Below are 20902 nucleotides of genomic sequence, written 5' to 3' on the forward strand. Positions count from 1 at the left end.
TGTCGGGATGTGAGACAGAGGGAACCGATGAGCGAGCCACCGACCGTCTACGTCACGCGCGAGATCCCCGGGGTGGGCCTGGACCGCCTCCGCGACCGGTACGAGGTCGTCGTCCGGGAGGAGACGCTCCCGCCCGGGCGTTCGGAGATCGAGGCCGCGGTCGCCGACCACGACGCGGAGGGCCTCCTCTGTCTGCTCACCGACGAGATCGACGCGGGCGTGCTCGACGCGTCGTCGGACCTCGCGGTCGTCAGCACCTACTCCGTCGGCTACGACCACGTCGACCTGGAAGCGGCGCACGAGCGCGGGATCGCCGTCGGTCACACGCCGGGCGTGCTCACGGAGACGACCGCGGACTTCGCGTGGGCGCTCCTGATGATGTGCGCGCGCCGCACCGTCGAAGCGCACGACCACGTCGAAGCCGACGCCTGGGAGACGTGGGAACCGACGCTCCTGCGGGGCGCGGACGTCCACGACGCGACGCTGGGCATCGTCGGCCTCGGCGACATCGGCACCGCCACGGCGCGCCGGGGTGCCGGATTCGGGATGGACATCCTGTACACGAGCCGGAGTCGGAAGCCCGACCGCGAGGCCGAGCTGGAAGCGGTCGGACTCGACGCGACGTACGTCGACCTCGACGAACTCCTGGCCGCGAGCGACTTCGTGTCACTGCACGTGCCGCTCACCGACGAGACGGACGGGCTCATCGGCGCTGCGGAGTTCGAACGGATGCGCGACGACGCCGTCCTCGTCAACACGGCGCGAGGCGAGGTCGTCGACACCGAGGCGCTCGACGAGGCGCTAGAGGCGGACCGGATCGCACGGGCGGGGCTCGACGTAACCGACCCCGAGCCCCTGCCGGCCGACCACCGGCTGCTGCGGCACGCGCCCGAGAAGCTCGTCGTGACGCCGCACATCGGCAGTTCGAGCGTCGAGACGCGGGGCCGGATGGCCGAGATGGCCGCCGCGAACCTCGAGGCAGGCATCGAAGGCGAACCCCTGCCGAACTCGGCGCTACGGGACGCGGGCCTCGAATAGGTCGCCGTCGCCGCCGCGTCACGGGAGCGATCCGGAGGCCCGATAAGCAAATTTATGGTCGGCTGGGTGCTACTCGTTGGCATGAAGATCGACGGCTTCGCTCTCGCGGCCACGACGAACGATCTGACACGGGAGGCGGAGGCCCGGGGGAAGGCGGACCTCGTCGAGTTCCGGATGGACAAGGCGGACGATCCGATCGGACAGCTCGAATCCTACGACGGCGAGCTCCCGATCATCGCGACGAATCGGAACCAGTGGTTCGGCGGCAAGGCCAGAGATCAGGGCCGGCTGGACACGCTCTTCGCGGCCTCCCGGTTCGACGACGTCGCCTACGTCGACATCGAACTCGAGACCGCGCGGGCGAAGGAGTGGATCCTCGAGGAGTTTCGCGAGAACGACGTGCGGCTGATCATCTCCCACCACGACTTCGAGACGACGCCGGACGAGGACGTCCTCACCGCGATCATCGACCAGTGTGCGGGCTACGGCGACATCGCGAAGGTCGCGACCTACCCCGAGGACCTCTCGGACACGCTGACGCTTCTATCCGTCCTGCACGAGGCCACCGAAGCTGGCGTCGACGCGGCCGGGATCGCGATGGGCGAGATCGGGAGCCACACCCGCGTCGTCGGCCACATCTACGGCTCGCGGCTCGGCTACGCGCCGCTGCCCGACGACGACAGCGAGTACGCGCCCGGACAGCTCCCCCTGGGCAAGCTCGCGGCACTGATCGAATCGACGAGGATCGCCGGGACGAACCTCGAACGGATCGAAGCCGTCGAGGACGACGTCACCGTTCCCTCGGAACTGACCCTCCCGAACTGATTATCCGGCAGCGACGCCGAGATCGTCGATTTCGCCGTGTCGGGGCTAGAGCGGTTCGACCAGCCGGAGGTCCTTCTCGTCGGCGATCCGGCGGATCTTCCCGAGGACGTCCTCCGTAGCCCCGCGTTCGGCGGCGATGCGGATGCGGGCGCTCGAGACGTCGCTCGTGCCCTCCGGCGCGGAGATCGAGAGGTCCGTCACCGACGCGTTCGCCGATTCCTGGATGCGCGAGAGCGTGTCCGAGAGGTCGGTGTCGATGACGTGCCCCGAGAGGATCACCGTGAGGCCCTCGCTGTACCGCTCGGTGCCGGCCTGGATCACGTTGATCCCGGCGTCGCGGAGGTCGTCGATGATCTTCTCGAAGCGGTCCGGCGTCGCCTCGACGTCGACCTCGACGGGGATATGCCCGCGCGGGGTGACGTTGCCCCGCTCGTGGAAGATCGACAGGAGGTTCCCACCGTTGTCCGCGATCGGCCGGAGCGACCGGAGGAGCTCGCCCGGCTCGTCGATCAGCTCCAGTCTGAGGGTGTACGCCCGGATGTCCGACTGTGCGTCACTCATCGGCGTCCCACCCCGTCGTGCGAGTCATTGGCAGTCCCAATCAAACGGTGGGGCCGAAATAAGTATACTGCCGCCGTCCGTATTCGGTCGCGAGTAAACGAGACCACGGATATCCGACGCCTTCGGGACTCTCGCGCCAGTATCGTAAACTATTGTGTAAATATCTACCGAGTACCGCGTGAGTTCCGATGTCAGACCGCACGCTATAGGACGCGATCCAGTCCGCAGAGAGTCCCGTGAGTCTCCTCCGGGACCTCGGACTGGCACAGTTCACAGACCTCCCGGACGAGTTCACTCACTGGATCGAAGAACAGCGCGCCTGGCAGGAGAGCGTCGCGTTCGCCGACCAGTCGTACCACATGACGGACCTGCGGATCGAGGGCTGCGAGGCCGTCGACCTCTACGCCGACTACGCCGTCAACGACTTCAGTCAGTTCGACGTCGGGCAGGCGAAACAGCTCGTCGTCCCCAACCCCGACGGCTACCTCATCGGCGACGCCATCCTCTTCCGCGAGGCCGAAGACCGGTTCCTCAGCGTCGGCGCCGCGGCCGCCCACAACTGGCTCGACTACCAGGCAGAAACAGGCGACTACGACGTCGACGTCGAGATGCAACCGCGGCCGGTCGCGACCGGCGACGACCCCGAGAATTTCCGGTTCCAGGTCCAGGGCCCCGACGCGGTCGCCGTGATGGAGGAAGTGCTCGACGGCGACATCCCCGACCTCGGCTTCTTCCGCTTCGCGGAGGTCTCGATTGACGGCGTCGACGCCTACCTCCTCCGGCACGGGATGGCCGGCGAGGCCGGCTTCGAGTTCTGGGGCGATTACGACGACGGCGACGCCGTCCGGGAAACGATCCTCGACGCCGGCGAGGAGTACGGGATCCGCCGGCTCGGCTCGAAGAGCTACCAGAGCGCCAACACCGTCCTGGGGTGGCTCCCGCTCCCGGTGCCGGCGATCTACACCGGCGAGGAGATGCGGGACTTCCGCGAGTGGCTCGACCTCCGGCGCGGGCTCATCTCCATCGGCGGGAGCTTCGACTCCGAGGACATCGAGGACTACTACGTCACGCCGATCGAGGTCGGCTACGACCACATCGTCGACATTGACCACGACTTCGTCGGCAAGGCGGCCCTCGAAGCGGAGATCGACGATCCCGACCGGAAGAAGGCCACGCTGGTGTGGGACGACGACGACGTCGTCGACGTCTTCGCGTCGCTCTTCCGCGAGGGCGAGACGCACAAATTTATGGATATGCCGGCGCCGCGCTCGTCGGCGTGCCACTACGACGAGGTGACGAAGGACGGCGAGCACGTCGGCGTCTCGAAGTGGATGAGCTACATCTACAACCACCGGGAGATGCTCTCGCTGGCCATCCTCGACACCGAGTACGCCGAGCCAGGGACCGAGATCACGCTCACCTGGGGCGAGGCCGACGGCTCCGGGAACAAGAGCGTCGAGCGCCACGTCGAAACAGAGATCTCCGCGACCGTCGCGAAGGCCCCGTACAAGGCCGATCGGCGCTGAGGGGTCCTGCGGCTCTGCGGTTCTGCGCTCGCGTTCCGCACGTCGCTCGCGCGAACGGGGCGTCGAGTCGCCGCAGAATCAGTCCGAGATGAATTTGTTGTCGCGCCAGTTCACGCCGTTCGAGCCGCCCTCGCTCTGGGACGGATTCTCGACGACCTCGATGCTCGCCGGGCGCTCTTCGCCCTCGACGATCCGGTGTGCTTCGAGCTCGTCGTCGACCTCGGTGATCGCCGTGAGCGTCCCCTTCTCGGCGAGGAGCGCGATCTCGCGGAGGACAAGGAACATCGGATACTGGAGGGCGGTGTTCTGGAGGACGGTCTCGCGGTCGCCCTTGAAGCAGGCGAACTCGACGAGCTCCGAGGGGATCTCCTCTTCTTCTTCCTCCCAGCGGGGCGCGCCGGCGCGCGGCGGCTCCTCCTCGTAGACGCGGTTTTCCGTGATGCTGGCTTTCAGCTGTGCCGTCGGCGTGTACTTGCTCAGGTCGTCCTCGGCGGCGACGGCCTTGAGAATGAGCGTGTTGTTGCGACGGGTCACCTCGACGTCGTCGACCTCGGGGGGCAGGTCCGGATCACCGTTCAGGTACTCTTCGACCTCTTCGAGGGGCAGTTCAAGTGTCGAGTGAAGTCGGAATACGCGGCCTGACATAGTTATGGTGGTTGGATGGTACCCGTACGAGACGGACGCGACGCGACGTCGGTACCTGCGTGGTGGTACGGACCGGGGGCTTATAGGGTCTCTGCTATCTGGTAACTGGGCGGGACGGACCGCTCCGGTCGGACGCCTCCCCTACGCCCGGAGCGTCGCTTCGAGCTCGCCGCGCTCGTCGAGTTCCGCGAGGATGTCGCTGCCGCCGATGAACTCCCCGTCGACGTACGTCTGCGGGATCGTCTCCCACCCGCTGTGGGATTCGAGCGCCGCCCGGTACTGATCGAGCGCGGGGAGGACGTCGATCGTCTCGAACTCCTCTTCGTACTGGGAGATGAGGTTCACCGCGCGCTGGGAGTAGCCGCACTGAGGCATCAGTCGGTTCCCCTTCATAAACAGGACCACGTCGTTGGACTCGATGGCCTCGTCGACTCGGGACTGCACTTCGCCGTCGGACAGGTCCGAATCGGGCTGGAACGTCATACCGACCCGTAGGCGGTCCGCAGTCAAATGGGTTGCGTCGGCGACCGTCGGGGCCGGGGAGGCCGGAGAAGGCCGGTCACTCCTCGCCGACGCGCACGACGTCGATAAGCGAGTAGACGGGGACGCCCTCGATCTCGTCGATCCCCTGCTTGTCGACGATCACGACGCAGGCGACCGGGTCGCCGCCCTCCTCGCGGATCGACTCGACCGTCTCGCGCATCGTCGTCCCGGAGGTGATCGTATCGTCGACGACGTAACACTCGCGGTCGCGGATCTGCGCGAAGTTCCGGGAGAACGACCCGCCGAGCTCCTCGATGTCGCCTTCCTCCCACTGGTGTTTCGCCGGCGCGTAGGAGCCGAGATCCGTGTCGAGTTCGCTCGCGACGACCGTCGCCAGCGGCGCGCCAGCCTTCTCGATGCCGATGGTGAGGTCGACCTCTTCGCCCTCCTTCAACAGGAGGTCGGCCATCGCGCGTCCGATCTGGGTGAGGCGGGTCGAATCCCGACCGACGGCGCTCCAGTCGACGTGGATGTCGTGCGGCCCGCTCGCGCCGGTCGTCGCCGCGTCGGGCTGGTCCGGCTCTTCGTATCCCGTCGAGCCGCTCCGCTCGACGAGCCAGCTCGCGGTCTCCCTGGAGACGTTCAGTTCGTCCGCGATCTCGCCCTTCGAGAGCCCGCGCTCGGCGAGTTCGGCCGCGCTGGCGATGAGGTCGTCAACGTTCTTCATACGCGCTGAATTGGACGGCTGTTTTTATAGTGGTGTCGTCGTCGACGAACGCCGACTCGAAGTCCCCGAGACCGTAGACGCCGGTGACGAGCGCGTCGCAGAACCACTCCGGGAGCGTCCCGAGCGCCTCGACGGCCGCCTCGAAGTGCCGCACGTTCGAGTTGACGCTCCCGACGAGCGCTTTGTTCTCCAGGACCATCTCGCGGTGGAGGCGGCCGCCGTCGATCTCGAACTCCCAGGGCTCGGGGACGCCGAGGAGCGCGCCGACCCCGTTCGGCGCGAGCGCCTCGATCGTCGCGAAGGCGTGTTTCGCGTACCCAGTGGCCTCGTAGACGAGGTCCATCGGCTCGTGGGCGTCGGCAACCGCCTCCACCGGCGTCTCCCGGGAGTCGACGTAGGTCGCGCCCAGTTCCTCGATGATGTCGATCGTCGGATCGGGGCGGTCGCGGCGACCGAGGCAGTAGAGCCGCTCGTAGTCGTGGCGGTCCCGGAGGAGCGCCAGCGTGAGGAGTCCGAGGCTCCCGTTGCCCAGGACGAGCGCGGACTCGGGCGCCCAATCGAACGACGAGCGGGCGGCGGCGGCGAGCTCGATCGCCTTCTCCGCGACCGAGAGCGGTTCGACGAGGAACCCGACGTCGGCGAGCTCGCGCGGCAGCGACACCAGGTACTCGCCGGGGCTCGTGAAGTACTCGGACATAAATCCGTGTGCGCCCTCGATCCCGCGCTCGTAGTACTCGCCCGAGGGCGCCATATCGGGCTCGCCGCGGTCGAAGTACTCGTTGGACTCGCCCGGCGGCCGCCGGACGGTCGGCACCACGACGTCACCGGGGGAAAACCGCGTGTCGCCGGCGTCCTCGACGACGCCGACGGCCTCGTGACCCAGAATCAGGTGGTCGGCATCGGTCGGGAAGCCGCCGTGGCCGCCGGCGATGACCTCCTGGTCGGTCCCGTCGACCCCGACCCGAAGCGTCCGGACGAGCGCCTCGCCGGGCGCGGGCGTCGGCCGCGCGGTGTCGACGACGACCGGTCTCTCTCCCCCGCGTTCGACCGCGATCGCGTTCATACAGGCTCTTCTCTCCCGAGTCGATAAAAGATTTATTCCTTTTCGAGTTAAGAATGCGGCGGCGGTCGCAAGAGCCCGGCGTCAGTCGAGTTCGTCGACGAGCGCGTCGGCGACGCCCACGTACTCGGCCGGCGAGAGCGCGCGGAGTTCCTCCCGGACCGACTCGTCGACGTCGAGGTCCTCGAAGAGGTCGCGGAAGTCCGCCAGGGACACCTCGCGGCCGCGGGTGAGTTCCTTGACGCGCTCGTAGGCATCGGTGTCGCCCTCGCGCCGGAGGATGGTCTGGACCGCCTCGCCGATGAGTTCCGGGTGGGCGTCGAGGTCCTCGCGCATCACCCGCTCGTTGGGGACGACCTTTCCCAACCCGGTCTCTGTCTTTCCGTAGCCGATCAGGCAGTGGGCGAACGCCGCGCCGACGTTGCGCTTCACCGTCGAGTCGGAGAGGTCGCGCTGGAGCCGCGAGGTGGTGATATAGTCCGCGAGGAACTGGAGGTCCGAATTCGCCTTCGAGAGGTTCCCTTCACTGTTCTCGAAGTCGATCGGGTTCACCTTGTGCGGCATCGTCGACGAGCCGGTCTCGCCCTCCTCGGCCTCCTGGCCAAGGTACCGGTCGGAGACGTAGAGCCAGACGTCGCGGTCGAGATCCAAGAGGACGTTGTTGACGCCGCGGAGCGCGTCGAACAGCGCCGCGAGGTCGTCGCAGGGGTTCACTTGCGTCGAGAGCGCGGTGTGCTCCAGCCCCAGCCCGGTCACGAAGGCGCGGGAGAACGCGCGCCAGTCGACGTCCGGGTAGGCGGCGACGTGGGCCGCGTAGGTCCCCGAGGCGCCGGCGAGCTTTCCCGAGAGGCCGGACGCGGCGTCGGCGACGCGACCCATTGCCCGTCCGAGCCGGGCGGCGTAGACGGCCATCTCCTTGCCGAAGGTGGTCGGCGTCGCGGGCTGGCCGTGCGTCCGCGCGAGCATCGGCGTGTCGCGGTACTCGCGCGCCAGCGACTCCAGTTCGTCGCGGACGGACGCGATCGCGGGCAAGAGCACCTCCTCGACGGCCGGCTTGGCGAGCAGTCGGTGCGCGAGGTTGTTGACGTCCTCAGAGGTGAGTCCGAAGTGGATCCACGGGTGGACCGCCTCCTCGACTCGGGTCCGCAGGAAGTACTCGACGGCCTTCACGTCGTGGTTGGTCGCGCTGTACCCCTCGGCGCCCTCGGTCTCCAGCCGCTTGATCAGCCGCGCGTCCTCGCCGTCGAAGCCGTCGACGACGGCGCGGAGGTCCGCGCGCTCGGCGTCCGAAAGCGACAGGGAGGTCGCATCGAGTTCCGCGAGCGCGATCAGGTACTCGACTTCGACGCGGAGTCGGGCCCGCATCAGCGCCGCCTCGCTGGCGTACGGGACGAGCGGTTCGGTGCGGCCCGCGTACCGTCCGTCGAGCGGCGACACGGCCGCGAGCGGGTCGGAACGGGAGAGGTCCTGCATACGGAGAGACTCCGCCGTCCGCTAAAAAAGCGTGTCGAAGCGGTGGCGGTGGGTATCACACTCCCGTGCATAGATCCGGTGCGTTTCAGCCCGTTTTCCGAGTGCGCTATCCGCGTCCGTGCATACTCACCTCGGGGAGACCGCAACTGACTTACTACCCGCGCGAGGGGGCTCAGGTATGACCACGATCGCCGGCCTGGCGAGCAACCGCGGCCGAAACCTCCTGCACATCGACGAGCGAGCGCCCGGCGGCGCCGAGCTGGGCGTCGTCCTCGCGAACCACGAAGGCGCGCCCGTCCTCGACGCTGCCGCCGAGCGCGGCATTCCCACTGAAGTCGTCGAGCGCGACGAGGACGAGTCGCGCGCGGACCACGAGCGTCGGATCCTCGATGCGCTGTCGAGCTACGACTTCGACCTGGTCTGTCTGGACGGCTATATGCGGATCCTCACCGACACGTTCCTGGAAGCGACGCCGACGGTCCTCAACGTTCACCCGTCGCTGCTGCCGTCGTTCCCCGGCGACGACGCCCACGAGCAGGTGCTTGACGCCGGCGTCAGCGTGACCGGCTGCACCGTCCACGTCGTCACCGAGGAGGTCGACGCCGGGCCGGTCGTCACCCAAGAGTCGGTGCCGGTCTACGGCGACGACGACGCGGAGTCGCTGAAGTCACGCGTGCTCTACGACGCCGAGTTCACGGCGTACCCGCGCGCCGTGCGGTGGTTCGCGGAGGGGCGTCTCGACGTCTCGGAGCGGGACGGTGAGCCCACCGTCTCGGTCGATGGCGACGACGGCGGCGACTTCCCCGAGCGACGCGTCGTCTCGAACGACCGCGTGGCCGAACTGCGCTACGGCGAGAACCCCCACCAGGACGCCGCGGTCTACGCCGACGCCGCCGACACGGAAGCGAGCGTCGTCGGCGCGCCGCAGCTGAACGAGGGCGCGAAGGGCCTCTCGTACAACAACTACAACGACGCCGACGCGGCCCTGAATCTGATCAAGGAATTCGCCGACGACGAGCCCGCAGCGGCGGTGATCAAACACACCAACCCCGCGGGCTGTGCGACGGCCGACACGCTCGCGGACGCCTACGCAGACGCGCTCGCGACGGACCCGATGAGCGCGTTTGGAGGAATCGTCGCTCTGAACCGCGAGTGCGACGCGGCGACCGCCGAGGAGATCGTCGACTCGTTCAAGGAGGTCGTGGTCGCGCCGGGCCTCACGGACGCGGCGCTCGACGTCCTCCGTACGAAGGACGACCTCCGCGTCCTCGACATCGGGTCGCTCGGCGAGTGGACCGACGCGCTCACGGAGAAGCGACTCGTCGGCGGTCGACTCGTCCAGGAGCGCGACCGCTGGGCGCCCGACCGCGAGGAGGTCGAGATCGCGACGGACACCCAGCCGACCGACGAGCAAGTAGAGACGATGCTGTTCGCCTGGAAGGTGCTCAAGCACGTGAAGTCCAACGGCATCGTCTTCGCCGACGGGACCGAGACCGTCGGCGTCGGAATGGGTCAGGTCTCGCGGGTCGACGCCGTCCGGCTCGCGGCGATGAAAGCCGACGAACACGCCGAGGGCAAGGGCCCCGAGGGCGCGGTGATGGCCTCCGACGCCTTCTTCCCGTTCCCCGACGGCGTCGAGGAGGCGATCGACGCCGGCGTCGAGGCGGTGATCCAGCCCGGCGGCTCGGTCAACGACGAAGACGTCATCGCCGCCTGCGACGCCCACGACGTGCCGATGGTGTTCACCGGGCGGCGGTGCTTCCGGCACGACTGACCGGAGCGAAGGAGCGCCGGAAGTCGAGGCGAGTGGGCGACAGAGAGCGCTGCGGCGAAAAGGCGAACAGTCGGCACGACTGCGCCCGCGTCGACGTGCCGAGCAACCGCGACCCGACGCGGGACGAATCCTACGTCACGGGGCGTCTGGCCCCGCGATCGTATATAAACCTCCGCCGGAATCGCCGATCGCGCAGATCCGGCTGGCGGCGGTGGCCGACCTTACTCGTCGTCGGTCATTCGCACGACCAGGATGGGCTTGTCGGTGTTCTCGACGACGCGTTCGGTGACGCTGCCGAGGTTCGCGAGCTTGTCCCGCCCCGACCGCCCGTGAGTGCCCATCACGATCAGGTCGACGTCCGAGTCCTCCGCGTAGTCGAGGATCGCTCGGTAGGGAATCCCGTCGCGGACGGTCGTCTCGCAGTCGACGGCCGCATCGGCCGCGGCGTCGGCGACTCGATCGACGGCCTCGCGGGCGTCGTCCTTCAGCGACGCCTTGAGTTCGGGCTTCTGTTCCTCGCCGGCGGCCAGATAGAGGCGTCGGTCGACCACGGACAGCGCGTGGACCGTCGCATCGCGCGTGGCCGCGATGTCGAGTGCGTGTTCGAGCGCTTGGAGCGTGCCGTCGCTTCCGTCGGTGGGAACGAGGATGCGGTCGTACATCTCGGGTTCGTCTTCGGCCGGCGGGGCCTTGAACGGTCCCCCGATTCCCGCCCGGCTCGAACAGCACACCTATTGGTCCGCCGCACGTATCGCGGGTGTGTGTACGCTGACCTTCGCCTGGCGCGCGTTCGCCGACGCGCCGCTCGTCGTGGCCGCGAACCGCGACGAACGGCTGGACCGGACGTCCGAGCCGCCGGCCGTCGCCGAGGGCGACCCGGCGTTTCTCGCCCCGCGTGACGCCGTCGCCGGCGGGACCTGGATCGGCTACAACGAGCCCGGCGTCTTCGCGGGCCTGACGAACCGCTGGGTCCGTATCGAGGACGGCGGCGAGCGCTCCCGGGGCCAGCTCGTCCGCGACGTCCTCCGGACCGAGAGCGCCGACGACGCTCGGCCAGTCGTCGAATCCGCGGTCGAATCAGACACGTACAACGGCTTCAACCTCGTCGTCGCCGACGGCCGCGGTCGGGGACGCGACGGCGAGCCGGCGGCCTACCTCTTCGAGTGGGACGGCGACCTGCGGGTGCGACAGCTGGATCCCGGCGTCCACGTCGTCGTCAACGTCGGGATCGACGGCGAGCGCTTCGACCTCGACCGCGACCCCGAACGCGGGATCGAGCAGGCACACAACGCAGAGCGGATTCTCGGGGCGCTCGACCCCACCGACTTCGACGGCCCGGTTGCCTGGCGGGACCGCGCGATGGAGGTCCTCGGAGACCACGAGTACGGCGTCTGTATCCACGAACCCGACCGCGACTTCGGGACGCGCTCGTCGTCGGTCCTCACGTTCTCGGCCGACGGCGACGTCGGGTTCCGCTTCGCGGACGGGCCGCCCTGTGAGACGTCGTTCGAACGGGTCGAAAGTCAGGTTTAAACGAGTCGCGGGCGTCGGACCCCCTATGAGCGCAGGCGACCCCGAAGCCGACCTCTCGGAGGACGAACGTCGCGGGCTGGAACTCATCCGAGAGACCGGTGGGATCCACCAGAGCGACTTCTGGAAGGAACTCGACATCTCCTCGCGGAAGGGTAGCCGGATCGCCGAGAGCCTCGCGTCTCAGGGGCTCATCGAGCGCGAGGACACCGTCTACGACGGCCACAACACCTACCACCTCGAACCCGCAGCGCGCGATCTCGACTTCTCGCTGCTTATGGCGGGCGACATGCTCTCGCCGTTCATCGGCGAGGAAGAGGTGAACCACAACAGCGACGCCTTCTCGCAGTGGCTGATGAACCTCGCCTACGAGGAGTACTGAGCCTCGACGTCGCGGGTTCGGCTGTCGGACTCCGCGTGATCTACACTCGGCGCGAGCGTCGGCCGTAGCGGGACTCGGTACGCGGTCGGCGGTCCGAACGGCGACGCGTCGCGAACGGCTCGCAGCGAGAAGACCGGGCAGCAGCGGCCCGCGGGCTACTGGCTACTCTTCGTCTTCCTCGTCTTCGGCCGGTTCGAGGTCGTTGTCGGCGATGTACTCGGCGATCTCGTCGTTCGAGAGTTCGACGAACGCCTCGGTGTCGGTCGAGACCGTCGCGACGTCGACGCCGTCGGCTTCGAGCTCGTCCTCGTTGGCCGAGGCGATCGCCCGCAGCGCGAGGCCGACGCCCTCGTCGAGGGAGAGGCCTTCGGCGTAGTTCTCTTCGAGGTGCTCCTGGATGTCGCTGCGGTCGGCGCCGATCGAGACGGCCTTCCACTCGTAGGGCGTCCCCGAGGGGTCCGTCTCGTAGAGTCGGGGCTCGCCGTTCTCGATGCCGCCGATCAGGAGCGCCACGCCGAACGGGCGAGCGCCGCCGACCTGGGTGTACTGCTGGATGTGATCTGTGACGTTCTTCGTGAGCGTCTCGATCCCGACGGCCTCGCCGTAGCGGAGGCGGTTGACCTGCGCCTGCCGCCGCGCGAAGTCGATCAGCTGTCGGGCGTCGGCGACGTGGCCCGCCGAGGCGATGCCGGCGTGGTCGTCGGCCTTGTGGATCTTCTCGACGCTCGTCGGCTCCATCAGCGGGGAGCGCGAACGCTTGTCGGCCGCCAGCACGACGCCCTCTGCCGTGCGGACGCCGACGCTCGCGGTCCCTCGCTTTACGGCCTCGCGCGCGTACTCTACCTGATAGAGACGACCGTCGGGCGAGAAGATCGTGATCCCACGGTCGTATGCCTGCTGTTGGGCTTGTCCCTGCATAGTATCACTCGAAATCGAGCCGCGTCGCGCCCGCGAACCCCTCCGCCCGCTCGACGTCGACGCGACTGTCGCGGACGACGGCGGCGTGAGGCTCGTTCTCGAACACGACGTCTCTCTGTTTGTCACGTCCGGCCCGGCCGTTCAAATACCTTTCCTCACAGGCACGAACGGTCCCCGAGACCCCCCGGACGCGGAGGCCGACCTCGTGACCGTCGACGCGGTCGAGCGTCGCCAGGGCGGCCCGCGCGCGGTCCTCTGTGCCTCGGTGGGCGCGGACGATCGTCTCGCCGTCGCCGTCCGCGAGCGCGAAACCGAGCACCGTCAGGTCGGTCTCGGCGCTGCCGACGTCGCCGTAGAGGTTCTGGGCGGCGTACCAGAGGTCCCGCTGGAAGGCCCCCCGCGAGAAGTCCGCGTCGGGCCAGGTCTCGATCCCGACCGCGAGATAGCGCCAGCGCGGCTGGAGGTGCTTCGGGAGGTGCTTCACTCCGGCTCACTCCTCGTCTGCGTCGGCTTCGTTCGGATCGCCGTCGACCGCGACGCGCTCGCTCGACTCGCCGAAGCGCTCGGCGACGAGGACGCCGACCTGGTCGTGGACGCGCTCGACCGCGGTGAGGACGAACCCCTCGTCGGTCAGCGCGTCGACGAGCGTGCCCACCGTCGCGGGGTCGTCGACCTCCGGGCTGTAGAACGGTTCGTCGGGGTCGGGCGCCCCGAAGAACATCACGTCGCCGATGACGAACCGCCTCGGGTCGAGATCCGCGATCACTCCGATCGCCTCGCGCTTTTCGTCGTCGGAGAGGTGATGCATCGCGAAGTTCGAGGTGACGATATCGACGGGCCCGTCGTAGTTCGGCGCGCGGAAGCGCCCCTCGCCGAACTCGGCGTTCTCGATGCCCATCTCCGCGGCCTTCTCGCGCGCCTGATCGAGCATTCCCTCGCTGATGTCGCGTCCGACGACGCGCTTTGCGGCCGGCGCCAGCGCCAGCGCGATAGCGCCCGTGCCGGTCCCCAGGTCGAGGACGACGTCGTCGGGGCCGGGGTCGGCGTGTTCGACGACGAGGTCCGCACAGGCGAGGTACTCCGCGCTGTCCTGGTCGTCGTCGTAGGACGCCGCCGCCTCCGAGAAGCGCTCGGCGTGTTCCTCAATCGTCTTCTTCATACCGGCCACGTTCGACGCCCGGGGTGATGAACGACTCGGACAGCCGCGTCCGATTGCGCTCGACGAGCCGCGCCCACTCCGTGAGTCCGTCGCGGGTCCACTCCGCGCCGAGGCCGATCTCCTCGCCGAGGGCGGCCAACTCGCGCGGCGCGCGGACCTGGAGGTGCGATTCGGCGTTGGCGCTGACGACGTACGGGGCGTCGTAGTGATCGAGGAGGCGCTTCAGGCGACGGAGCTTGTCGAGGTGGCGGACGCGGCCGCCGCCGCGGTCCCGGAGGACGGGCGCGAGGTTCACCTCGATCCGGACGTCGTTGTCGCGGGCGGCCTTCGCGAGCACGTGGTTGACGTCGCCGTCGCCGCCGATCCCGTCGGTTCCGTCGTCCCGGGTGCCCTCGAACGGCCGCGCGAGCACGTCGACGCGGGCCTGCTCGACCGCGAAGCGGTTCAGCCCGTCGGTCCCGCCGGCGACGATCACCACCTCGTGTTTCGGGCGAGCGTTCCCGACCGCGCCGCTGGCGTGCTGGGAGTCCTGCGCGACGATCTCGACGCCGTCGGCGACGTCGACGTTCGCCGTTTCCCGGAGCGTCTCGTAGTCGGGATCGGCGTCGTCGGTGCGGACGATCACGCCCGCGTAGCCGTGGCGCTCGGCCGTCAGCGCGAGGCGCGAGGCCGTGCTCTCGCCGTCGGGGTGGGCGTGGACCGCCTCGTACATACGGGAGGAGACAGGGCGGGCGAGTATGGGAGTTGCGGTCGGCCGACGGGCGGCCGAGCGGGGAGTCAGCCGACCAGCCGTCGCGTGGCGTCGGTCAGCGCCTCGGCGGCGCGGCGCACGTCCGCGACGTCGACGTACTCGCGCTCGGCGTGGGCCACGGCCCCTCGGTCGTCGGCGAGGACGCCCGGACCGAAGACGACCACCGGCGCGGGCGAGAAGTACGACGCCTCCGTCGCGGCGGTGAAGGGCCGCACCTCGCCGGAGCCGCCCGCGCGCTCGCTCGCGGCGGCGAGCGTCCGCACGAGGCCGTGGTCCGCGTCGGTCGCGAACGCCTCCAGGAACGGCGTCGGCCGGTCCGTGAGCGCGAAGTCGACGCCGACGTCGTCGGCGACGGCCTCGCGGACCGCGGTTTCGAGCTCGGACCGGAAGCCTTCTGCCGTCTCCGGCGGGACGCTCCTCCGGTCGAGGACGAGCTCGCAGTTGGCGGGCACCTGATTGGTCGCGTCGCCGCCGGCCACGGTCGTCGGCGTCAGCGTCGCGCGGCCGAGCTGTGGGTGCGCCTCCCGCCCCTCGTCGAAGGTCCGGATCGCTCCGAGCGCGCCCTCCAGGCCCGCGATGGCGTTCGCGCCGGAGTCGGGCTCGGCGGCGTGGGCCGCCACGCCGGAGAGCGTGAGCGTGCCCTGAAAGCGGCCCTTCGCGGCGGTGCAGACGTCCAGACCGGTGGGCTCGCCCACGACGTAGCAATCGCCGTCGAGGTCCAGCGCCGCCGCGCCGGTCGACAGCGCCTCCTCGTCGGGCGTCACCGCAAGCGTCAGGCGGGCGTCCGTTCGGGGCTCGACGGCGAAGAACGCCGCGAGGATCGCCGCGAGCGGGCCCTTGGCGTCGCAGGCCCCGCGGCCGTGGATCCGGACGAGCTCCCCGTCGACCTGCTCGCGCTCGAAGGCAACGTGCGGCGAGACGGTGTCGATGTGAGTGTTGAACACGAGGTGCGTCTCGGGGTCATCGCCGGCGTCCGCGCCGGCTTTCGTCGCGATGGTGTTGCCCGCGTCGTCGACGCGGACGTCGATGCCCCGAGACTCGACCGTCTCCACGAGGAACTCCCGCATCTCATCGACATCCTCGTTCGAGGCGATCGGCACTGCGGATTCGAGGAAGGAGACGGGGTCGAACTCCGGATCCGCGTCGGGGTCGGGATCGGCGTCGGAATCCGCGCCCGCCATCTACGTCGATCGCACCACGACGTCGAGTTCGCCCGCGAACTCGCGTTCGGCGGGGCCGGCGAGCGTCGCGGGGCCGTCGTCGGGCACCGTGATCCGGAGGTCGCCCCCGGGCGGGCTGACCGTCATCGAGTCGGAGCCGTCGACGAGGCCGAGCCGCTTGGCGACCGCGGCGACCGCGACTGCGCCGGTCCCGCAGGATCGGGTCTCGCCCTCGACGCCGCGCTCGTAGGTGCGCTGTCGGAACCGGGGGTTGCCCTCGTCGTCCTCGCCGTCCCGCGAGGCGAGCGTGACGTTCGCGCCCTCGGGGAAGACGTCAGCGTGGCGGACCGCGGGCGCGACCGATTCGAGGTCGACCGCGTCGACGTCGTCGACGACCGCGACGGCGTGGGGGACTCCCGTGTTGACCGCGGTGACGGCGAGTCCCTCGACGTTCTCTTCGACGAGTTCGGCCTCGCGGCTCGCGTGTCGCCCCGCTCCCGCTCGCTCGTCCGAGGCCTCACTGCGTTCGGCCTCGCGGGCCAGCGGGACGTCGCGCGGACGGAAGCTCGGTTCGCCCATCTCGATCGTCACCTCGTCGCCCTCGACGACCGCGTGGCGCGTTCCCGCGGGCGTGTCGATCATTAGCTCGTCCGATCCCGTACGCTCTGCGGCCCAGGCGGCGGCGACGCGCGCGCCGTTGCCGCACATCGCGGCGACCGACCCGTCCGGCTGGACGAGCGTCATCACAACGCGCGGCGGCGAGTAGCGCTCTTCCAGGTGCAAGAAGAGGACGCCGTCGGCGCCGGTGCGCGGCGAGGCGTCGTGTTCGACGCCGGTCTCGCGGTCGCAGTGGGCGGTCGCGAACGCGGGGCGGTCGGGGATCGATTCGACGGCGTCGACGACGATGAAGTCGTTGCCGGTTCCGTGGTACTTCTCGACTGGTACTCGGTCGTGCTGTACGCTCATTGGTCCAGGGTGGTGAGGTCAGTCAGGGTCTCGCGCCGACGGGCCGGACGGACCGTCGCCTCCGAGAGGACGACTTCGGCCGGCCGCGGTCGGGAGTTGTAGGTGCTCGACATCTCGTATCCGTACGCGCCCGCGTTCCCGACGGCGAAGAGGTGCCCGCGTCGGGGCCGCGAGAGCGACCTGTGCTCACACAGTACGTCCGCCGACTCACATATAGGTCCCGCTACCGTGACGGGGGTCGACTCGGCGTCGGGCGCCGAGAGATTCCGGATCGCGTGGTAGGCGTCGTACATCGCCGGCCGGAGGAGCGTCGTCATCCCGGCGTCGACCCCCACGACGGTGGCGTTGCGGGCCTGCTTGACCGTGTTCACGGTCGTGAGGAGCACGCCGGCGTCGGCGACGACGTACCGCCCGGGCTCGACCGCGAGCGTCGCGTCGACCTCGCCCAGCGCCTCGCGCGTCGCCCCGGCGACGGCGTCGAGGTCCAGCGGCGGCTCGTCCTCCTCGTAGGGGACGCCGAATCCGCCGCCGACGTCGACGAACTCCAGGGGGCCGACCGCGGATTCGACCTCGCGCGCGAGGTCGCCCATCCGGCTGACCAGTTCGCGGTGGGCCGAGAGGTCCTCGCCCGAGATGCCGCTGCCCGCGTGGGCGTGGACCCCGACGAGGTCGAACTCGGCGGCCCACTGCTCGGCGAGGTCGGGCACGCGCTCGATCGGGATGCCGAACTTCGCGTTTGCGCCCGTCTGGACCTTCTCGTGGTGCCCGGCGCCGACGCCCGGGTTCGCGCGGATGCAGAGCCGACCGTCGAAGCCGCGGTCCCGCAGGCGGTCGACCGTGTCGGCCGCGCCGACCGTGATCGTGATGCCGGGGTGTTCGCGCCAGCGCTCGACGACGTAATCCAGGTCGCGGGCGGGCGGATTGACCGCCGTGTACTGGATCCGGTCGCCCAGGAAGCCCGCGTCGAGCGCGCGCATCACCTCGCCCGCGGAGGCGCACTCGGCGCCCAGCCCCGCCTCGCGGACGGTCCGCAGGACCTGGGCGCCCGAGTGAGCCTTCATCGCGTAGCGGACGTCGGCGTCGGGGAACGCAGAGCGAAGCCGCGCGCAGTTCGCTGCTACCCGATCGAGGTCGACGACGTAGAGCGGCGTCTCGTACTCCTCGGCGAGCGCGAGGAGGGCCTCGCCGTCCCAGTCGGCGAGGCGCCTGACGGCCGGCCCTCCGCCGCCGGTGTGGCTCATTCCCGGAGCGCCTCCTCGCGACGGGTCTTGTCGAGGGTGTCGTCCTCGATGTCGAGCGCGACGACCGCGGGCTTGTACGCGCCGGACTCGAAGAGGTCGTGGTCGCCGAGCGAGGACTCGACGTACCGCGTGAACGCGCGGCGCTCGGACGGCAGGTGCCCGTAGATGACCTCCTCCTCGACGAGGTCGTAGACCGGGATCCGCGGGCTCAGAAGGGAGTTCTCGCCGACGACGGTGTTCTCGCCGACGTGGAAGCCGGAAGTGACCCGACAACCCGCGCCCAGCGAGACGCCGTCTTCGATGATCACCGGCGCATCCTCGACGGGTTCGAGGACGCCGCCGATCAGCGTGTTGGCGCCGAGCTTGACGTTCTCTCCTAACTGGGCGCAGGAGCCGACGGTGTCACACGAGTCGACGAGCGTGCCGTCGCCGACGTGGGCGCCGACGTTAACGAACGACGGCGACATCACGATGCAGTCCGAGCCGAGGTAGGCGCCGCGGCGGATCGCGGTGCCGTCGGGGGTGTTGCGGGTGCCGCGGCCGCCGAGGTCGGTCGTCGAGCGGAGCGGCAGGACGTCGTAGTAGGTGACGTCGCCGTACTCGCGGGGGAGCGTCTCGCGCAGGCCGAAGTTCAGCAGGATGCCGCGCTTTACCCACTCGTTGACGACCCAGCCGTCCGGGCCGCTGTCGCCCACTTGCTCGGCCGCCCGTGCCTCGCCGGTCTCCAGGGCTTCGAGGAAGGCGTTGAGCGTCGACTCCACGCCGGAGCCGGCGGTCTCCGCGGAGAGGTCGTCGTCCTGGTAGCGCTGCCACAGGTCGTCGATGTCGGATTCGAGGCTCATTGGGATCGGGAAGCTCCGTCGTCTTCGTTCTCGCCGCCGGCGTCCAAGACTTCACCGAAATCGTACCGTCCGGGAGAGCGGCCGGCGAGCCAGGCCGCGGCGTCGAGCGCGCCGACCGCGAAGATGCCGCGGGAGCCGGCGCGGTGAGTCAGTTCGACGACCTCCTCGTTGCCGGCGAAGAGGACCTCGTGCTCGCCCGTGACGTCGCCCGCGCGGCGCGCGTGGACGCCGATCTCGGTCCCTTCGCGAGGCTGGTCGCCCTCGCGCCCGTGGACGCGCTCTGCCGCCTCGCCGCGGGCCTCGTCGATGTCGTCGAGGATCGTGAGCGCCGTCCCCGAGGGGGCGTCGCGCTTGCCGTTGTGGTGGGTCTCCGTGACTTCGACGTCGTAGCCCGAGAGCGCCCCGGCGGCGGCCTCGACCGCCCGGCGGAGCGCCGCGACGCCGCGGGAGAAGTTCGAGGCGCGCAGGAGCGGGACCGACTCGGCGACCGAATCGAGGGTCTCCAGGTGGTCGTCGTCGTAGCCGGTCGTCCCGACGACGGCGGCGACGCCGCTGTCGGCGGCGGCCCGGAGGTAGTCGACGCTCGCCTCGGGGACGGTGAAGTCCACGAGGACGTCGACGTCGTGGGATTCGAGCGCGTCGTCGAGGTCGCTGTCGGCGACGACCGCGTCGGGGGCGTCCGGCGCGTCGCCGCTCGGAACGGCCTCGGGCGTCCGGGTCGCCGCGAGGACGTAGTCGACGTCGTCGTGGTCGGCGGCGGCCGCGAGGAGTTCGCCGCCCATCCGACCGCTCGCGCCCGTGATCGCAACGCGGAGCCCGCCCATCAGACGGCCTCCGTCGCCTCTCGTTCCGTCTCCAACTCCGCGAGGATCCGCTCCATCTCGGCGTGGTTGTCGTCTTCGAGGTCCGTGAGCGGCGATCGGAGCCGGGCTGGGCCGTAGCCGCGGATCTCCATCGCGGCCTTGACCGGGATCGGGTTCGTCTCGACGAACAGGTGCCGGAACAGCGGCGACAGCTCGTAGTGGAGCTCGCGGGCCCGTTCGAGGTCGTCGCCGACGGCGGCGTCGACGAGTTCGACCATCCGTTCGGGCTCGACATTGCCCGCGACGGAGATGACGCCGCGACCGCCGAGCGAGCAGATCGGGAGCGTCAGCGCGTCGTCGCCGGACAGAACCGAGAGATCCTCGCCGCGGGTGTACTCGATCACTTCCGAGATCTGGGCGATGTCGCCGCTGGCGGCCTTGTACGCCCGGATGTTCTCGTGAGCGGCCAGCTCGCCGACCGTCTCGGGCTTGATGTTGCGGCCCGTTCGGCTCGGAACGTTGTAGACGATCTGCGGGAGGTCGACCGCGTCGGCGATGGCCTCGAAGTGCTGGCGCAGGCCCGCCTGTTCGGGCTTGTTGTAGTACGGCGAGATCAGGAGGAGGCCGTCGGCGCCGGCGTCGGCCGCGCGCTGGGAGAGGTCCAGCGCCTCGTGGGTCGAGTTCGAGCCCGAGCCCGCGATCACGGGCACGTCGTCGACGGCCTCGACGACCGTCTCGACGACCTCGATGTGTTCGTCGTGGGTCAGCGTCGCGCTCTCGCCGGTCGAGCCGGCGGGCACGAGGCCCGCGACGCCGGCGGCTTCGAGCCGCTGGGCGTCCTCGGCGAGCTGTTCGCGGTCGATCTCCTCGTCCGCGTCGAACGGCGTGGTCATCGCGGGGAACACGCCGGTGAAGTCGATATCTGTCATCGTTGGGGTGTGTACTGTCGGGTGGGATTTGTCTCTGTCGTCATCCGGTACGCGCGGTCCGGGGGTCGCCAAGGACGGGGTTGCCACTCCCGCCCAGAGCGTTTACGCC

The 20902-nt window shown here is 69.6% G+C and carries 23 protein-coding genes; 6 read left to right on the plus strand and 17 right to left on the minus strand.

The features are described from left to right. Positions 1-27: 27 nt before the first annotated feature. Complete coding sequence (locus tag ACQUQ0_RS01465; RefSeq protein ID WP_435182708.1) at positions 28-1038, plus strand: 2-hydroxyacid dehydrogenase; 1011 nt, start codon at positions 28-30, stop codon at positions 1036-1038. Between the two features lie 174 nt (positions 1039-1212). Next, the gene (locus ACQUQ0_RS01470; RefSeq protein ID WP_435183033.1) at positions 1213-1863 is read left to right on the plus strand and encodes a type I 3-dehydroquinate dehydratase; all 651 of its coding nucleotides are present in this window, start codon (positions 1213-1215) and stop codon (positions 1861-1863) included. A gap of 45 nt (positions 1864-1908) precedes the next feature. On the opposite strand, the gene ACQUQ0_RS01475 is transcribed toward ACQUQ0_RS01470, so the two are convergent. Continuing rightward, positions 1909-2424 carry an amino acid-binding protein gene (locus tag ACQUQ0_RS01475; RefSeq protein WP_435182709.1) on the minus strand — a complete coding sequence of 172 codons (516 nt, stop codon included), beginning with the start codon at positions 2422-2424 and terminating at the stop codon, positions 1909-1911. 236 nt (positions 2425-2660) lie between these two features. Between ACQUQ0_RS01475 and ACQUQ0_RS01480 the strand changes: the two genes are divergently transcribed. Beyond that, positions 2661-3950 carry an aminomethyl transferase family protein gene (locus ACQUQ0_RS01480; protein WP_435182711.1) on the plus strand — a complete coding sequence of 430 codons (1290 nt, stop codon included), beginning with the start codon at positions 2661-2663 and terminating at the stop codon, positions 3948-3950. 78 nt (positions 3951-4028) lie between these two features. Here ACQUQ0_RS01480 and ACQUQ0_RS01485 read toward each other — a convergent pair whose 3' ends face one another. From ACQUQ0_RS01485 to purB, 5 genes are all read right to left on the minus strand, one after another. Then, complete coding sequence (locus tag ACQUQ0_RS01485) at positions 4029-4595, minus strand: DUF7110 family protein (RefSeq protein WP_372388345.1); 567 nt, start codon at positions 4593-4595, stop codon at positions 4029-4031. A 141-nt stretch (positions 4596-4736) separates the two neighbouring features. Further along, complete coding sequence (locus tag ACQUQ0_RS01490; RefSeq protein ID WP_435182713.1) at positions 4737-5078, minus strand: glutaredoxin family protein; 342 nt, start codon at positions 5076-5078, stop codon at positions 4737-4739. Positions 5079-5154: 76 nt separating this feature from the next. Next, entirely contained in the window at positions 5155-5805 is a 651-nt protein-coding gene (gene gfcR / locus ACQUQ0_RS01495; protein WP_435182715.1) for a transcriptional regulator GfcR, read from the minus strand. Beyond that, positions 5792-6868, minus strand: coding sequence for a glucose 1-dehydrogenase (locus tag ACQUQ0_RS01500; protein ID WP_435182716.1), 1077 nt, complete (start codon positions 6866-6868; stop codon positions 5792-5794). Before ACQUQ0_RS01500 ends, gfcR begins: the two co-directional genes overlap by 14 nt. 81 nt (positions 6869-6949) lie before the next feature. Further along, positions 6950-8338, minus strand: coding sequence for an adenylosuccinate lyase (gene purB / locus ACQUQ0_RS01505; RefSeq protein ID WP_435182717.1), 1389 nt, complete (start codon positions 8336-8338; stop codon positions 6950-6952). 178 nt (positions 8339-8516) lie between these two features. On the opposite strand from purB, the gene purN reads away from it, so the two are divergent. Then, positions 8517-10112 (plus strand): phosphoribosylglycinamide formyltransferase, encoded by a 1596-nt coding sequence (purN, locus tag ACQUQ0_RS01510; protein ID WP_435182719.1) that lies wholly within the window; start codon positions 8517-8519, stop codon positions 10110-10112. A 221-nt stretch (positions 10113-10333) separates the two neighbouring features. Here purN and ACQUQ0_RS01515 read toward each other — a convergent pair whose 3' ends face one another. After that, on the minus strand, positions 10334-10774 hold the full coding sequence (locus ACQUQ0_RS01515; protein ID WP_435182720.1) for a universal stress protein: 441 nt from the start codon (positions 10772-10774) through the stop codon (positions 10334-10336). Positions 10775-10871: 97 nt separating this feature from the next. Between ACQUQ0_RS01515 and ACQUQ0_RS01520 the strand changes: the two genes are divergently transcribed. Both ACQUQ0_RS01520 and ACQUQ0_RS01525 read left to right on the plus strand, forming a co-directional pair. Beyond that, positions 10872-11645, plus strand: coding sequence for an NRDE family protein (locus ACQUQ0_RS01520; RefSeq protein WP_435182721.1), 774 nt, complete (start codon positions 10872-10874; stop codon positions 11643-11645). Positions 11646-11670: 25 nt separating this feature from the next. After that, positions 11671-12024 (plus strand): helix-turn-helix transcriptional regulator, encoded by a 354-nt coding sequence (locus ACQUQ0_RS01525; protein WP_372388335.1) that lies wholly within the window; start codon positions 11671-11673, stop codon positions 12022-12024. Between the two features lie 162 nt (positions 12025-12186). Here ACQUQ0_RS01525 and psmA read toward each other — a convergent pair whose 3' ends face one another. From psmA to dapA, 10 genes are all read right to left on the minus strand, one after another. Next, a complete protein-coding gene (gene psmA, locus ACQUQ0_RS01530) occupies positions 12187-12942 on the minus strand; it encodes an archaeal proteasome endopeptidase complex subunit alpha (protein ID WP_435182722.1) in 756 nt (251 codons plus the stop codon). 4 nt (positions 12943-12946) lie between these two features. Beyond that, positions 12947-13426 carry an Rpp14/Pop5 family protein gene (locus tag ACQUQ0_RS01535; protein ID WP_435182723.1) on the minus strand — a complete coding sequence of 160 codons (480 nt, stop codon included), beginning with the start codon at positions 13424-13426 and terminating at the stop codon, positions 12947-12949. A gap of 6 nt (positions 13427-13432) precedes the next feature. After that, positions 13433-14101 (minus strand): class I SAM-dependent methyltransferase, encoded by a 669-nt coding sequence (locus ACQUQ0_RS01540; RefSeq protein WP_435182724.1) that lies wholly within the window; start codon positions 14099-14101, stop codon positions 13433-13435. Continuing rightward, positions 14085-14813 (minus strand): RNase P subunit p30 family protein, encoded by a 729-nt coding sequence (locus ACQUQ0_RS01545; RefSeq protein WP_435182725.1) that lies wholly within the window; start codon positions 14811-14813, stop codon positions 14085-14087. Before ACQUQ0_RS01545 ends, ACQUQ0_RS01540 begins: the two co-directional genes overlap by 17 nt. Positions 14814-14878: 65 nt before the next feature. Next, the gene (locus tag ACQUQ0_RS01550; RefSeq protein ID WP_435182726.1) at positions 14879-16033 is read right to left on the minus strand and encodes a M20 family metallopeptidase; all 1155 of its coding nucleotides are present in this window, start codon (positions 16031-16033) and stop codon (positions 14879-14881) included. Then, a complete protein-coding gene (gene dapF / locus ACQUQ0_RS01555; RefSeq protein ID WP_435182727.1) occupies positions 16034-16978 on the minus strand; it encodes a diaminopimelate epimerase in 945 nt (314 codons plus the stop codon). Beyond that, positions 16975-18219 (minus strand): diaminopimelate decarboxylase, encoded by a 1245-nt coding sequence (gene lysA / locus ACQUQ0_RS01560; protein WP_435182728.1) that lies wholly within the window; start codon positions 18217-18219, stop codon positions 16975-16977. Before lysA ends, dapF begins: the two co-directional genes overlap by 4 nt. After that, positions 18216-19061 carry a 2,3,4,5-tetrahydropyridine-2,6-dicarboxylate N-succinyltransferase gene (locus ACQUQ0_RS01565; protein WP_435182730.1) on the minus strand — a complete coding sequence of 282 codons (846 nt, stop codon included), beginning with the start codon at positions 19059-19061 and terminating at the stop codon, positions 18216-18218. The genes lysA and ACQUQ0_RS01565 overlap by 4 nt, the downstream gene beginning before the upstream one ends. Next, positions 19058-19885 carry a 4-hydroxy-tetrahydrodipicolinate reductase gene (dapB, locus tag ACQUQ0_RS01570; protein WP_435182732.1) on the minus strand — a complete coding sequence of 276 codons (828 nt, stop codon included), beginning with the start codon at positions 19883-19885 and terminating at the stop codon, positions 19058-19060. Before dapB ends, ACQUQ0_RS01565 begins: the two co-directional genes overlap by 4 nt. Further along, entirely contained in the window at positions 19885-20793 is a 909-nt protein-coding gene (gene dapA / locus ACQUQ0_RS01575) for a 4-hydroxy-tetrahydrodipicolinate synthase (RefSeq protein ID WP_435182733.1), read from the minus strand. The genes dapB and dapA overlap by 1 nt, the downstream gene beginning before the upstream one ends. Positions 20794-20902 lie beyond the last annotated feature (109 nt).

The organism is Halobellus sp. EA9 (assembly GCF_051195055.1).
GTDB lineage: Archaea > Halobacteriota > Halobacteria > Halobacteriales > Haloferacaceae > Haloquadratum > Haloquadratum rubicundus.

What these genes read in the sequence shown, in the direction of transcription:
- ACQUQ0_RS01465 (WP_435182708.1), top strand. Translation starts at nt 28, where the DNA reads ATGAGCGAGCCACCGACCGTCTACGTCACGCGCGAGATCCCCGGGGTG.
- ACQUQ0_RS01470 (WP_435183033.1), top strand. Translation starts at nt 1,213, where the DNA reads ATGGACAAGGCGGACGATCCGATCGGACAGCTCGAATCCTACGACGGC.
- ACQUQ0_RS01475 (WP_435182709.1), bottom strand. Translation starts at nt 2,424, where the DNA reads ATGAGTGACGCACAGTCGGACATCCGGGCGTACACCCTCAGACTGGAG.
- ACQUQ0_RS01485 (WP_372388345.1), bottom strand. Translation starts at nt 4,595, where the DNA reads ATGTCAGGCCGCGTATTCCGACTTCACTCGACACTTGAACTGCCCCTC.
- ACQUQ0_RS01490 (WP_435182713.1), bottom strand. Translation starts at nt 5,078, where the DNA reads ATGACGTTCCAGCCCGATTCGGACCTGTCCGACGGCGAAGTGCAGTCC.
- gfcR (WP_435182715.1), bottom strand. Translation starts at nt 5,805, where the DNA reads ATGAAGAACGTTGACGACCTCATCGCCAGCGCGGCCGAACTCGCCGAG.
- ACQUQ0_RS01500 (WP_435182716.1), bottom strand. Translation starts at nt 6,868, where the DNA reads ATGAACGCGATCGCGGTCGAACGCGGGGGAGAGAGACCGGTCGTCGTC.
- purB (WP_435182717.1), bottom strand. Translation starts at nt 8,338, where the DNA reads ATGCAGGACCTCTCCCGTTCCGACCCGCTCGCGGCCGTGTCGCCGCTC.
- purN (WP_435182719.1), top strand. Translation starts at nt 8,517, where the DNA reads ATGACCACGATCGCCGGCCTGGCGAGCAACCGCGGCCGAAACCTCCTG.
- ACQUQ0_RS01515 (WP_435182720.1), bottom strand. Translation starts at nt 10,774, where the DNA reads ATGTACGACCGCATCCTCGTTCCCACCGACGGAAGCGACGGCACGCTC.
- ACQUQ0_RS01525 (WP_372388335.1), top strand. Translation starts at nt 11,671, where the DNA reads ATGAGCGCAGGCGACCCCGAAGCCGACCTCTCGGAGGACGAACGTCGC.
- psmA (WP_435182722.1), bottom strand. Translation starts at nt 12,942, where the DNA reads ATGCAGGGACAAGCCCAACAGCAGGCATACGACCGTGGGATCACGATC.
- ACQUQ0_RS01540 (WP_435182724.1), bottom strand. Translation starts at nt 14,101, where the DNA reads ATGAAGAAGACGATTGAGGAACACGCCGAGCGCTTCTCGGAGGCGGCG.
- ACQUQ0_RS01545 (WP_435182725.1), bottom strand. Translation starts at nt 14,813, where the DNA reads ATGTACGAGGCGGTCCACGCCCACCCCGACGGCGAGAGCACGGCCTCG.
- ACQUQ0_RS01550 (WP_435182726.1), bottom strand. Translation starts at nt 16,033, where the DNA reads ATGGCGGGCGCGGATTCCGACGCCGATCCCGACCCCGACGCGGATCCG.
- dapF (WP_435182727.1), bottom strand. Translation starts at nt 16,978, where the DNA reads ATGAGCGTACAGCACGACCGAGTACCAGTCGAGAAGTACCACGGAACC.
- lysA (WP_435182728.1), bottom strand. Translation starts at nt 18,219, where the DNA reads ATGAGCCACACCGGCGGCGGAGGGCCGGCCGTCAGGCGCCTCGCCGAC.
- ACQUQ0_RS01565 (WP_435182730.1), bottom strand. Translation starts at nt 19,061, where the DNA reads ATGAGCCTCGAATCCGACATCGACGACCTGTGGCAGCGCTACCAGGAC.
- dapB (WP_435182732.1), bottom strand. Translation starts at nt 19,885, where the DNA reads ATGGGCGGGCTCCGCGTTGCGATCACGGGCGCGAGCGGTCGGATGGGC.
- dapA (WP_435182733.1), bottom strand. Translation starts at nt 20,793, where the DNA reads ATGACAGATATCGACTTCACCGGCGTGTTCCCCGCGATGACCACGCCG.